We start from the raw sequence: 12,188 nt of genomic DNA on the forward strand, positions 1-12,188 counted from the left end.
TGGTAGTGTGGGGTTTCCCCATGTGAGAGTAGGTCATCGTCAAGATTAAATTCCGAAACCCCTATCTGCGCGAGCAGGTAGGGGTTTTGTTTTTGTCTTGAAAAAACCGACAAGCCAAAAAAAACCACCCGGCCGGGTGGTTTTTTTATCGCGCAGATCAGTCGCCGGTGTACTCGCAGCCACTGGTGCAGGTTTCATGGATGCGGATCTTGGAAAGCTCGGGCAACAGCGGCTTGAGCTCCTGCCAGATCCATTTCGCCAGGACCTCGCTGGTTGGATTTTCGAGGCCCGGGATGTCGTTCAGGTAGTTATGATCAAGGCGCTCGTAAAGCGGCTTGAATATCGACTTGATCTCGGAGAAGTCGCGGATCCAGCCGGTATGGGGATCAATGTCGCCTTTCAAATAGACGGCGACCTTGAAGGAATGGCCATGCAAGCGACCGCATTTATGCCCCTCGGGTACGTGAGGAAGCCGATGGGCAGACTCGAAAGTGAATTCCTTGAAAATTTCCACGTGTGTTCCAATGTGTTGATGAGGCAGTGCTGCAGTTTATCAGGTGTCCAAGCTGCATGGTAAGTGGGCTTGGGCAGGCGGGGGCGGCATTGATCCAGCGGGATTGCGCACAGGCAATACAGCGCTGAGATCATCGACAAGCTAGCGTTGTGCCATTAAGTTTGAGTTAAGTCACCTTCGGTATTGTGTCTCTCGTAAAGCCTATATACCCCACACATACCGAAGGTGAACCAAATGAAAACTCTGACTGCTCTGCTGCTCGCTTCTTCCATGAGTTTCGTGGCCATCAGTGCCCAGGCCAAAGATCTGGGACCCGACGAAGCGCTTCGCCTGCGCGATGCTGGTACCATCCAGTCGTTCGAAAAGCTCAATGCTGCGGCACTGGCCAAGCATCCAGGCGGCACTATCCACGAGACCGAGCTGGAAGAGGAATACGGCAAATATATCTATCAAGTCGAGCTGCGCGACAACAAGGGTGTCGAGTGGGATGTGGAACTTGATGCAACCACCGGCCAAGTGCTCAAAGACCATCAGGACACCTAATGAACATATCGCCAGCGGGTCGCGCAATGATGGTCGGGCTGCTGGCGTTCTGCTCATTGGCCGTGGCTCGCGATCTGGACCAGGATGAAGCGCTGCGACTCAGACAGGAAGGTGTGATCCTTCCCCTTGAACAATTGCTCGGTCAGGCCATGGCGCGTTACCCGGGAGCACGTCTGCTGGAGGCCGAGCTGGAAGAGAAGCAACAGAAGCTGGTGTATGAGGTCGAGTTGCTGACTACGGCAGGTGTCGTTCGCGAGATAAAGCTGGATGCGGCCACAGGCGATTTGCTTAAAGACGAGGAAGATGACTGATGCGCTTGCTGTTGGTGGAAGACAACGTCCCCCTGGCCGATGAGCTGAGCGCCAGCCTCAGTCGCCAGGGATACGCTGTGGATTGGCTGGCGGACGGTCGAGATGCGGTGTATCAGGGACAGACCGAACCGTATGATCTGATCATCCTCGATCTTGGACTGCCCGGCCTGCCCGGGCTCGAGGTGCTGGCTCAATGGCGAGCGGCCAACCTTTCTACCCCCGTGCTGATTTTGACCGCGAGGGGCTCATGGGCGGAGCGGATCGAAGGGTTGAAAGCGGGGGCCGACGATTACCTGACCAAGCCCTTCCACCCTGAGGAGCTGCAGTTGCGCGCTCAGGCACTGGTGCGCCGCGCCCGTGGCTTGTCCAACATGCCGCGCCTGGAAGCGTCCGGTCTGCATCTGGATGAGGGTCGCCAGTGCGTGCAGCAGGCCGGGGTCGATATTCAGCTGACGGCTGCCGAGTTTCGCCTGTTGCGCTACTTCATGCTGCATCCGGAGCAGATTCTTTCCAAAGGCCATCTGGCCGAACATTTGTATGACGGCGAAACCGAGCGCGATTCCAATGTGCTGGAAGTTCACGTCAACCATCTGCGACGCAAACTGGGTCGCAGTGTGATCGAAACCCGCCGAGGGCAGGGCTACCGCTTCGCTGGAGTCGTGCAGTGAGATCCATCCAGGCGCGGTTGAGCGTCGGGTTGATCAGTGTTCTGGTGATCGTGGGGCTGGTCCTCGCTCAATTGAGCTTGTGGTTGTTCGAGATGGGCCTGCAGCGCTATCTGGAGGCGGGGTTACGCAACGAAAGCGAGAACCTTCTGGTTGCCATGCAGCGTGGGCCACAAGGTCTGCAGTTGGATCAGCACCGTATTTCTCCCGCCTACGAACGGCCGTTCTCCGGGCACTACTTCCGGATAGACTTTCCCGATGGGCATTGGCGGTCGCGTTCGCTATGGGATCTGGAGCTGCCCGTACCGGATCAGTCAGGGCTGTATTCGGGTTTGAAGCTGGGTCCGGAGGGTCAGTTGCTGCTGGTATTGCGTGCCGATTACCGTCGACTCGGGCAGCCGCTGTCGATCATCGTCGCCCAGGACTACACGCCGGTGCGTACCAGTTTTCAACGGGTACGCCAGATTGGTCTGGGCATGGGGCTGGCTGCGTTGATTGCAGTGCTCGTGCTGCAGCGCATCACGGTCACACGTTCGCTCAAGCCGCTGGAGCGCACGCGCGAACAGATCGCGCAATTGCAGCTCGGTCAACGCTCGCAGCTGGACAGTGCAGTACCGGTGGAGCTTGAGCCTCTGGTCGCGCAGATCAACCATCTGTTGTTGCACACCGAGGATAGCCTCAAGCGCTCACGCAACGCGCTGGGCAATCTGGGGCACGCGCTGAAGACGCCGATGGCTGTGCTGTTGAGCCTGGCCAGCAGTGAGCGGCTTCGGGACCAGCCGGAAGTCAGCCGCCTGTTGCGTGAGCAGTTGGAGCACATCCAGCTGCGGCTGAGTCGTGAACTCAACCGCGCGCGTCTGGCCGGCGACGCGCTGCCCGGTGTTCAGTTCGATTGCTCGGGAGAGATTCCAGGTCTGTTTGCCACGCTGGAAATGATCCATGGCGGCCACTTGAGCCTGAGTTACGAGGTGGCCGCGGATGTTCGCCTGCCGTGGGATCGGGAGGACGTGCTGGAACTGCTCGGCAACCTGCTCGACAACGCCTGCAAGTGGGCTGATGCGCAGGTCTGCCTGACGATCGTCGAGCATGAGCATGGGTACAGCGTCTGGGTGGACGATGACGGTCCGGGTATCCCCGAAGATGCGCGCCAGGCGGTGCTGGATCGCGGCTCTCGGCTTGACGAGCAGGTCGATGGTCACGGCCTCGGGCTGGGGATCGTGCGGGACATCGTCGAAAGCTGGTCTGCGCGCTTGAGCCTGTCGGAAAGCCCTCTGGGTGGGTTGCGCGTCACTGTCGAGTTGGATAAACGCGTCTGACGCGGATTTATCTTGGCGAAGACTAAACTAGCGCGCAGCCGGGAGGACTAATCCACAGAGCCGAATGACGGCTCTGTAGCTCATCGACATGGATCGAACATGAACGAAACCAACCTGCAAAACAAAACGCTGTTGTTACTGTTGATCCTGGTCACCATCGCTTTCATCTGGATTCTTCTGCCTTACTACGGCGCGGTCTTCTGGGCAGTGATTCTGGGTATCGTATTTGCGCCGTTGCAGCGACTGGTCATGAGGAAGTTGAATCGGCGTCGCAACGTCAGTTCGTTGATAACCCTTACCATCACGTTGATCATTGCCATCTTGCCGGTGATCATCATCAGTGCCTTGCTGGTTCAGGAAGGTGCGGTGTTGTACAAGAACATCGAGAACGGCCAGCTCGACGTGGCGGGCTATATCGACCAGTTCAAACAACTGCTTCCGGCGTCCGGGCAGCAACTGCTCGATCGCATGGGCATGGGCAACCTGGAGGGCCTGCGCGACAAGGTCGCCAAAGGTGCCATGCAGGGCAGCCAGTATTTCGCGACACAGGCCTTCAGCTTCGGCCAGGGTACGCTGGATTTCGTGATCAGCTTCGGCATCATGTTGTACCTGCTGTTCTTCTTCCTGCGTGATGGCCCGGACCTGTCGCGCAAGATCCGCACGGCGATCCCGCTGGCCGAGCAGCAGAAGCGCCGTTTGCAGCTCAAGTTCAACCGTGTGGTTCGCGCCACGGTGAAAGGCAATCTGCTGGTTGCGGTCACCCAAGGTGCCCTGGGCGGGATAATCTTCTGGTTCCTGGACATTCCCAGCGCGTTGCTGTGGGCCGTGCTCATGGCGTTCCTGTCGCTGTTGCCTGCTGTCGGAGCAGGTATCGTCTGGGCGCCGGTAGCCGCCTATTTCCTGCTGAGCGGTTACATCTGGCAGGGGGTGACGCTGACGCTGTTCGGCATACTGGTGATCGGTATGGTCGACAACGTGTTGCGCCCACTGCTGGTAGGCAAGGACACCAAGATGCCGGACTATCTGATCCTGGTCTCGACGCTGGGCGGCCTGGCAGTCTTCGGGCTCAACGGTTTCGTTATCGGTCCGTTGATCGCGGCGCTGTTCATGTCCAGCTGGGGCATCTTCGTCAGCACCAAGCGCCAGGTGCGTTTGCCCCAGGATCGCACCTGACGGCAGCACTGTCCGACTCCCTTGGTCAGCCCGGGGGAGCCGGCGCTTGAGGGCAGGGGCCTGCTTGGTTACCATCGGCGCTTTTTCAGAGCGGTCCGCATGCCCCAGCCCATTCCTCTCAAAGATCATGGCAAGGAACAAGGCCTGGTCAACCGTCGGTTGATCGCCTGCGCCTTGCTGGTGCTGGCCCTGAGCATTGCCCTGGTCGGGCGTCTGTACTTCCTGCAGGTCATCGAGTTCACCTACAACTCGACGGTGTCCGAGAACAACCGGGTGCATGTGTTGCCCATCCCGCCAGAGCGCGGTGTGATCTACGACCGCAATGGCGTGGTCTTGGCCGACAATCGACCCAGCTTCAACCTGACCCTCACGCGCGAGCGCGCCGGCAATACTGCGCAGGTGCTCGATGAGGTGGCCAAGGTGCTGGAACTCAGCGATGAGGCGCGCAAACAGTTCGACAAGGACTTAAAGCGTGTACGCCATCCCTTCGAACCCGTCACGTTGATGTATGAACTGAACGAAAACCAGATCGCCAAGATCGCGGTGAATCAATTCCTGCTGCCGGGCGTCGATGTTGAACCGCAGTTCGTGCGCGAATACCCGCGCAAGGAGCACTTTGCCCATTCGGTAGGCTACGTCGGACGGATCAACGAGAAAGAGTCCAAGACGCTGGACCAGACGCAATACCGGGGCACCCAGTCGGTCGGCAAGACCGGTGTCGAACGCTTCTACGAGACCCAGCTGCATGGCCAGGTGGGTTACGAAGAAGTCGAGACCAACGCCCAGGGGCGGGTCATGCGGGTGCTCAACCACCATGACCCGGTGCCGGGCAAGAACATCGTGCTGAGCCTCGACGTGCATCTGCAGGAAGCCGCTGAGAAGGCTCTGGGCGACCGCCGCGGGGCGGTGGTGTGCATCGACCCGGAAACCGGCGATGTGCTGGCAATGGTCAGCAAGCCAAGCTTCGATCCCAATCTGTTCGTGACCGGTATCAGCTTCAAGGAGTACGCGGCGTTGCGCGATTCCATCGACCGGCCGCTGTTCAATCGGGTGCTCAGAGGCTTGTACGCGCCTGGCTCGACGATCAAGCCGGAAGTGGCAATCGCCGGCCTGGACAGCGGTGCAGTCACGCCGCAGACACGTGTGTTCGACCCTGGCTACTACGAGCTGCCCAACTACGATCACAAGTACCGCAACTGGAACCGCAGTGGTGATGGCTGGGTGGACATGGACGCGGCCATCATGCGTTCCAACGACACCTATTTCTACGACCTGGCACACAAACTGGGCGTGGACCGGATGCATGACTACATGACCCGCTTCGGCCTGGGCCAGAAGGTCTCGCTGGACATGTTCGAGGAAGCGCCAGGATTGATGCCGTCCCAGCAGTGGAAGCGTGCCACGCGGCGTCAGGCGTGGTTCCCGGGCGAGACCCTGATCCTGGGCATCGGCCAAGGTTACATGCAGGTCACTCCGCTGCAGTTGGCCCAGGCCACCACGCTGATCGCCAGCAAGGGCGTGTGGCGCCGACCGCACCTGGCCGAGACGGTGGGGGGAGAGGTGCCGGTGGACGACAACCCGATTCCCAATATCGTGCTGCGCGACAACCGCGAGTGGGATCAGGTCAACCACGGCATGCAACTGGTCATGCACGATCCACGCGGCATCGCCCGTCAGGCTGCCGCTGGAGCGCAGTATCGGATCGCTGGCAAGTCGGGTACGGCGCAGGTGGTTGCCATCAAGCAGGGTGAGCGCTACAACCGGCTGAAAACGCTCGAGCGCAACCGCGACAACGCCTTGTTCGTCGGATTCGCGCCGGCCGATCGGCCAAAGATCGTGGTGGCAGTGATGATCGAGAACGGTGAGGCCGGCGGGCGTGTAGCCGGGCCTGTGGTGCGCGAGATCATGGATGCCTGGCTATTGGATAGCGAAGGTCACCTGAAGCCCAAGTACGCGGCGCCGACCAAGGCGCCTGCGGATCCCAAGGTCTGACCGCTTCAGCAGAGGAAACCACCGTCCACGTTCAGCGCTGTGCCCGTGGTGTAGCTGGCAGCCGGGCTGGCCAGGTACAGCACGGCTCCAGCCATTTCGTCGGGCTGGGCGACACGTTTGAGCGGAATCTGCGCCAGCGCCGTCTTGAGGATGGCCTGGTTCTCGACCAGGGCTGACGCGAAACGGGTGTCGGTCAGCCCCGGCAGCAGGGCATTGCAGCGGATGTTGAAGCCGGCGCACTCCTTGGCGAAGGCCTTGGTCATGTTGACCACCGCCGCCTTGGTCATGGAATAGACGCCTTGGAATATGCCGGGTGACACGCCGTTGATGGACGCCACGTTGATGATGCTGCCACCACCGTGTTCGCGCATCAATCTGCCAGCCTCCACCGACATGAAGAAATAGCCGCGGATATTGACGTCCACGGTTTTCTGGAACGCGCCCAGGTCGACGTCCAGCACACTGCCGAACTGAGGGTTGGTGGCGGCGTTGTTGACGAGAATGTCCAGGCGCCCGAACGTTTCGCGGACGGCAGCAAACAGCGCCGTAATCTGCTCCGGTTCGCCGATGTGGCAGGCCATCGCAGTGGCTCGATCGCCGCCGGCGTTGATGCTGTCGGCGACGCGCTGACAGCCTTCCAGTTTGCGGCTGACGACGATGACATGCGCCCCCTGCTGTGCAAGCAAGCGGGCGATGGCCTCGCCAATCCCGCGGCTGGCGCCGGAGACCAGCGCTATCTTGCCATCCAGGTCGAACATCGTGGTCTTGGGCATATCCGCTCCTGCCGTAGCTGAAGGATCACATGTTCGGGTAGGTAGGTCCGCCCGAGCCCTCGGGTGCCACCCAGACGATATTCTGCGAGGGGTCCTTGATGTCGCACGTCTTGCAGTGGACGCAGTTCTGGGCGTTGATCTGGAAGCGCTTGGCGCCGTCCTCCTGGGTGATCACCTCATACACGCCGGCCGGGCAGTAGCGTTGCGCAGGCTCATCGTACAGCGGCAGGTTCTTGCCGATGGGAATGCTCGGGTCCTTGAGCTTGAGGTGGCACGGCTGTTCTTCTTCGTGGTTGGTACCGGAGATGAACACCGAGCTGAGCTTGTCAAAGCTCAGTTTGCCATCAGGCCTGGGGTAGTCGATGCGCTTGCTGTCCGCTGCCAGCTTCATGCAGGCGTAGTCAGGCTTGTTGTCGTGCAAGGTGAAGGGGATCTTGCCCTTAAACAGGTTCTGATCGACGAAGTTGAAGGCGCCACCGACGATGGCTCCCCACTTGTGGATGGCGGCGCCGAAATTGCGGCTGGCGAACAGCTCTTCATACAGCCAGCTGGCCTTGAAACCGGACACGTAGCCGTCGAGCACATCACCGCCCTCCGAGCCCTGGAACAGCGCATCTGCAACCGCTTCAGCGGCGAGCATGCCGGATTTCATGGCGGTGTGGCTGCCCTTGATCTTGGAGAAGTTCATGGTGCCCAGGTCGCAGCCGATCAGGGCGCCGCCGGCGAAGACCATCTTGGGCAGCGAGTTGAAGCCACCCTTGCAGATGGCGCGGGCGCCGTAGCTGACGCGCTTGCCGCCTTCCAGGTACTGCTTGAGGACCGGATGGTGCTTGAGGCGCTGGAACTCGTCGAAAGGCGACAGGAAGGGGTTGGCGTAGGACAGGTCGACGATGAGGCCCACCACCACCTGGTTGTTTTCCAAGTGATAGAGGAACGAGCCGCCGGTGTTCTCGGTGCCCATGACTTCCAGCGGCCAGCCGGCGGTGTGGACGACCAGGCCAGGCTGATGCTTGGCGGGGTCGATGTCCCAGATTTCCTTCAGGCCAATCCCGTAATGCTGCGCGTCGGCATCGCTGTCGAGTTTGAACCGCTCGATCAGTTGCTTGCCGATGTGGCCGCGGCAGCCTTCGGCGAACAGGGTGTATTTGCCACGCAGTTCCATACCGGGTGTGTACAGGCCGTCCTTGGGCTTGCCTTCGCGATCCACGCCCAGGTCACCAGTGATGATGCCGCGTACCACGCCTTGCTCGTCGATCAATGCTTCTTGGGCAGCGAACCCCGGATAGATCTCGACACCCAGGTTTTCCGCCTGCTGAGCCAGCCAGCGGCACAGGTTGCCCAGGGAGATGATGTAGTTGCCTTCGTTGTGCATGGTCTGGGGCACGAAGGCATTGGGGATTTTGGAACCGCTCTCGGCGTTCTTCAGGATGAAGATATCGTCGCGGGTCACCGGGGTGTTCAGCGGCGCACCCAAGGCTTTCCAGTCCGGGAACAGCTCGGTGAGCGCCCGGGGTTCGAAGACCGCGCCGGAGAGGATATGAGCACCGACTTCGGAGCCTTTTTCAACCACGCAGACGCTGATTTCCTGTCCGGCATCGGCGGCTTTCTGCTTCAGTCGGCATGCGGCGGACAGGCCGGCAGGGCCTGCGCCGACGACGACGACGTCGAATTCCATGTATTCGCGTTCCACGGGGTCTCTCCTACTCAGGGCTCATCAGGCCTTTCTAATGGGTGAAGCTGCCGGAACGGTCATCCGGTGTGTAGCGGTCATGCGCGACATTGCGGTGCGGTGATCCGTGCGGGCACTACTGCATCTCGGCAGCTGCAGGCGAGGATATGCTTGTGGGCAGTATATCTACACCACTTGGCAGGTCCAATACAAACGTTTGTTTGAATCCGCTGCAGCCCAGTAAAATCAAGGTGGTCAGGGGGCGTGACCGGTGAGTTCCGCGTATTGACCGGTCAGGGCACAGCGGTCAAGATACGGCCAGCTTCATGTTCGGTGCAGTTGCCGCGCGCAGTACCGGTTGCATCGAATCTCGACCCGATCCCGAGCCGTTTGCATACGCCGGACGCACACGCGGTCGAGTTTACACGTCATACTTGTTGGAGGCTGCCCCGTTTTGCTGGTCAAGGTCTTGAAAAATCAGGTTTTTGCCAGCACTTCGCAACGCTGCAAACGTTTCAATGGTGCCCTTGCGCCCACGTCATCGTCCGGTCTGCCTGGGCGACATTCTTTTCACCGGAGAGTAACGAGGAATCCATGAAGGTTCTTGTAGCTGTCAAACGAGTGGTCGACTATAACGTCAAGGTTCGCGTCAAGGCGGACAACTCTGGCGTCGACCTTGCCAACGTCAAGATGTCGATGAACCCTTTCTGCGAAATCGCTGTTGAAGAAGCCGTGCGCTTGAAAGAGAAGGGCATCGCCAGCGAGATCGTCGTGGTCACCGTTGGCCCGGCCACTGCGCAGGAGCAATTGCGCACTGCGCTGGCCCTGGGCGCCGACCGGGCAATACTGATCGAGCACGCCGAGGAACTGAACGCCCTGGCCGTGGCCAAGCTGCTCAAGGCCGTTGTCGACAAGGAACAGCCGCAGTTGGTGATCCTCGGCAAGCAGGCGATCGACAGCGACAACAACCAGACTGGCCAGATGCTGGCTGCGCTGAGCGGATACGCACAGGGCACCTTCGCCTCCAAGGTGGAAGTGGTTGGCGACAAGCTCAATGTCACGCGTGAGGTCGATGACGGTCTGCAGACCGTTGGCCTGACCCTGCCGGCCATCGTCACCACCGACCTGCGTCTGAACGAGCCGCGCTACGCCTCCCTGCCCAACATCATGAAGGCGAAGAAGAAGCCCCTCGAGTCTTTCACGCCCGAGGCGCTCGGCGTATCCGTGACCTCCACCAACAAGACCCTCAAGGTCGAGGCTCCGGCGACTCGCAGTGCCGGGATCAAGGTCAAGTCGGTTGCCGAACTGGTCGAAAAACTGAAAAACGAAGCGAAGGTAATCTAATGACTATCCTGGTTATCGCCGATTATGTAACCGAAGGTCAGGTAAACACGGGTGTTGCACCTTCGACCCTGAACACCGTGGCCGCTGCGCAGAAGATCGGCGGCGAGATCCACGTACTGGTCGCCGGCGTGCAGGTCGCCAGTGTTGCCGAAGCCGCCGCCAAGATCGCCGGCGTGAGCAAGGTGCTGGTAGCGGACAATGCCGCTTATGCGCATCAGTTGCCCGAGAACGTTGCGCCGCTGATCGTCGAGCTGGCCTCCGGCTACAGCCATGTGCTGTCCGCCGCGACCGCCAACGGCAAGAACATTCTGCCGCGGGTGGCTGCCCAGTTGGACGTCGACCAGATTTCCGAGATCGTCTCGGTTGAATCGCCGGACACCTTCAAGCGTCCGATCTACGCGGGCAACGCCATTGCCACCGTGCAGTCCAGTGCCTCCATCAAGGTCATCACCGTGCGTGCTACCGGTTTCGACGCCGTCGCTGCCGAAGGCGGTTCGGCTACCGTGGAAGCGGTAGGCGCGGCCCACGACGCTGGCAAATCAAGCTTCGTTGGTGAAGAGCTGGCCAAGTCCGATCGTCCCGAGCTGACCGCTGCCAAGATCGTCGTATCCGGCGGTCGCGGCATGCAGAACGGCGACAACTTCAAGCACCTGTACACCTTGGCCGACAAGCTGGGCGCCGCCGTGGGTGCGTCGCGTGCAGCCGTTGACGCTGGCTTCGTGCCCAACGACATGCAGGTCGGGCAGACCGGCAAGATCGTCGCGCCGCAGCTGTACATCGCCGTGGGCATCTCCGGAGCCATCCAGCATCTGGCGGGCATGAAGGATTCCAAGGTGATCGTCGCAATCAACAAGGACGAGGAAGCACCGATTTTCCAGGTCGCTGATTACGGCCTGGTCGCGGACTTGTTCGAAGCGGTCCCCGAGCTCGAGAAGCTGGTCTGACTTAGCGGTTTCGACTGCGGTTGATTCAAGCCTGGTCGCGGTCTGTTGCCCATGGGGCAACGCGCAGCGACCAGGCTTTTTTGTATGTGACAGGGGCGCAAGAGGTTGAGCATGACTGGACAATGCGGTCTTCGCCGTACGGCGCTGTGCGTGGCTGCCGCGCTGCTGCCGCTGGCGGCGCAGGGGGCAGGCAAGTGTGAACGGCTGATTGCCAGCGGCAGTCCCGACGCACCGCCGTATCTGTGGCGGGACCCAGGGGACCCCGAGCGCCTGATCGGCGTCAACGCCGAGCTGCTGCAGCAGGTGGCGACCCAGATCGGCGTCAAAATCGACATCCTCTATGCAGGCAAACGTTCGCAGGCGCTGGAAGAAGTGCGCAGCGGGCGAATGGACCTGTTGGTGGACGCGCCACTGACCGTGAGCGAACTCGAGTCGCTGGATTACGTGCATCCTGCGCAGGTTCCGAACGATTACCTGGTATGGACGCTGCGTTCGGCGCCGTTGCCGTATCGCAGCCTCGCCGACCTGCACGGTCACACCGGGGCCATATCGGCCAAGGCACGGCCGACGCAGGCATTCATGACCCTGGCCGCCGAACACCTGAAACTCGCCACCACCGAGAACCTGCAGCAGTCCTTCGACCGGCTGGTACGTGGTGAGGTCGAATACGTAATCGCCGGACGCTATTCCGGGGCAGCAATGGCTCAGGCACAGGGTGTGGGCGACAAGTTGCAAAGCAGCGAGCTACCCGTTGACCGGCCGGGGTTGTACCTGGCGCTGTCTCACGACTCCGCCTGCAACGATGCCTGGCTGCGCGGACAGCTGGCGAAAAAAATGACAGAATTGACCGCTTCAGGTATCCCGGCCGAGGTGTTCTCGCGCAATGTCGAGCGCTGGAAAGCCCAGCAATCGCCCCCGCCTGCAGCCCCTCAACAGTAGGAATT

The 12,188-nt window shown here is 60.6% G+C and carries 12 protein-coding genes; 9 read left to right on the forward strand and 3 right to left on the reverse strand.

What is annotated here, in order from left to right; genetic code table 11:
• Nucleotides 1–157: 157 nt before the first annotated feature.
• Entirely contained in the window at nucleotides 158–514 is a 357-nt protein-coding gene (gene queD, locus IFT98_RS12145) for a 6-carboxytetrahydropterin synthase QueD (protein WP_122796356.1), read from the reverse strand.
• Between the two features lie 234 nt (nucleotides 515–748).
• On the opposite strand from queD, the gene IFT98_RS12150 reads away from it, so the two are divergent.
• From IFT98_RS12150 to mrdA, 6 genes are all read left to right on the forward strand, one after another.
• The gene (locus tag IFT98_RS12150; protein WP_122715797.1) at nucleotides 749–1,057 is read left to right on the forward strand and encodes a PepSY domain-containing protein; all 309 of its coding nucleotides are present in this window, start codon (nucleotides 749–751) and stop codon (nucleotides 1,055–1,057) included.
• On the forward strand, nucleotides 1,057–1,368 hold the full coding sequence (locus IFT98_RS12155; RefSeq protein WP_122477271.1) for a PepSY domain-containing protein: 312 nt from the start codon (nucleotides 1,057–1,059) through the stop codon (nucleotides 1,366–1,368). Before IFT98_RS12150 ends, IFT98_RS12155 begins: the two co-directional genes overlap by 1 nt.
• Entirely contained in the window at nucleotides 1,368–2,036 is a 669-nt protein-coding gene (locus IFT98_RS12160) for a response regulator transcription factor (RefSeq protein WP_122477273.1), read from the forward strand. The genes IFT98_RS12155 and IFT98_RS12160 overlap by 1 nt, the downstream gene beginning before the upstream one ends.
• Nucleotides 2,033–3,349, forward strand: a complete 1,317-nt coding sequence (locus IFT98_RS12165; RefSeq protein ID WP_122796357.1) for an ATP-binding protein — start codon at nucleotides 2,033–2,035, stop codon at nucleotides 3,347–3,349. The genes IFT98_RS12160 and IFT98_RS12165 overlap by 4 nt, the downstream gene beginning before the upstream one ends.
• Before the next feature lie 99 nt (nucleotides 3,350–3,448).
• A complete protein-coding gene (locus IFT98_RS12170; protein WP_192048896.1) occupies nucleotides 3,449–4,522 on the forward strand; it encodes an AI-2E family transporter in 1,074 nt (357 codons plus the stop codon).
• Between the two features lie 99 nt (nucleotides 4,523–4,621).
• Complete coding sequence (mrdA, locus tag IFT98_RS12175; RefSeq protein ID WP_192048898.1) at nucleotides 4,622–6,514, forward strand: penicillin-binding protein 2; 1,893 nt, start codon at nucleotides 4,622–4,624, stop codon at nucleotides 6,512–6,514.
• 5 nt (nucleotides 6,515–6,519) lie between these two features.
• Here the strand turns inward: mrdA and IFT98_RS12180 are convergent, their stop codons facing one another.
• Complete coding sequence (locus IFT98_RS12180) at nucleotides 6,520–7,287, reverse strand: SDR family oxidoreductase (protein WP_122796359.1); 768 nt, start codon at nucleotides 7,285–7,287, stop codon at nucleotides 6,520–6,522.
• Between the two features lie 25 nt (nucleotides 7,288–7,312).
• On the reverse strand, nucleotides 7,313–8,977 hold the full coding sequence (locus IFT98_RS12185; RefSeq protein ID WP_192048900.1) for a 4Fe-4S dicluster domain-containing protein: 1,665 nt from the start codon (nucleotides 8,975–8,977) through the stop codon (nucleotides 7,313–7,315).
• A 573-nt stretch (nucleotides 8,978–9,550) separates the two neighbouring features.
• On the opposite strand from IFT98_RS12185, the gene IFT98_RS12190 reads away from it, so the two are divergent.
• The 3 genes from IFT98_RS12190 to IFT98_RS12200 all read left to right on the forward strand — a co-directional run bounded on the left by IFT98_RS12190 (nucleotide 9,551) and on the right by IFT98_RS12200 (nucleotide 12,183).
• The gene (locus tag IFT98_RS12190; protein ID WP_122477283.1) at nucleotides 9,551–10,300 is read left to right on the forward strand and encodes an electron transfer flavoprotein subunit beta/FixA family protein; all 750 of its coding nucleotides are present in this window, start codon (nucleotides 9,551–9,553) and stop codon (nucleotides 10,298–10,300) included.
• Nucleotides 10,300–11,244: an electron transfer flavoprotein subunit alpha/FixB family protein gene (locus IFT98_RS12195; RefSeq protein WP_122796362.1), complete on the forward strand. Its 945-nt coding sequence runs from the start codon at nucleotides 10,300–10,302 to the stop codon at nucleotides 11,242–11,244. Before IFT98_RS12190 ends, IFT98_RS12195 begins: the two co-directional genes overlap by 1 nt.
• 111 nt (nucleotides 11,245–11,355) lie before the next feature.
• Nucleotides 11,356–12,183, forward strand: a complete 828-nt coding sequence (locus IFT98_RS12200) for a substrate-binding periplasmic protein (protein ID WP_192048902.1) — start codon at nucleotides 11,356–11,358, stop codon at nucleotides 12,181–12,183.
• Nucleotides 12,184–12,188 lie beyond the last annotated feature (5 nt).

The organism is Pseudomonas sp. CFBP 8770 (assembly GCF_014841705.1).
In the GTDB taxonomy this organism is placed as follows: Bacteria; Pseudomonadota; Gammaproteobacteria; order Pseudomonadales; family Pseudomonadaceae; genus Aquipseudomonas.

Coding starts and splice junctions, on each gene's coding strand:
- mrdA (WP_192048898.1), top strand. CDS start 4,622: ATGCCCCAGCCCATTCCTCTCAAAGATCATGGCAAGGAACAAGGCCTG.
- IFT98_RS12170 (WP_192048896.1), top strand. CDS start 3,449: ATGAACGAAACCAACCTGCAAAACAAAACGCTGTTGTTACTGTTGATC.
- IFT98_RS12160 (WP_122477273.1), top strand. CDS start 1,368: ATGCGCTTGCTGTTGGTGGAAGACAACGTCCCCCTGGCCGATGAGCTG.
- IFT98_RS12180 (WP_122796359.1), bottom strand. CDS start 7,287: ATGCCCAAGACCACGATGTTCGACCTGGATGGCAAGATAGCGCTGGTC.
- IFT98_RS12190 (WP_122477283.1), top strand. CDS start 9,551: ATGAAGGTTCTTGTAGCTGTCAAACGAGTGGTCGACTATAACGTCAAG.
- IFT98_RS12200 (WP_192048902.1), top strand. CDS start 11,356: ATGACTGGACAATGCGGTCTTCGCCGTACGGCGCTGTGCGTGGCTGCC.
- IFT98_RS12150 (WP_122715797.1), top strand. CDS start 749: ATGAAAACTCTGACTGCTCTGCTGCTCGCTTCTTCCATGAGTTTCGTG.
- IFT98_RS12195 (WP_122796362.1), top strand. CDS start 10,300: ATGACTATCCTGGTTATCGCCGATTATGTAACCGAAGGTCAGGTAAAC.
- IFT98_RS12155 (WP_122477271.1), top strand. CDS start 1,057: ATGAACATATCGCCAGCGGGTCGCGCAATGATGGTCGGGCTGCTGGCG.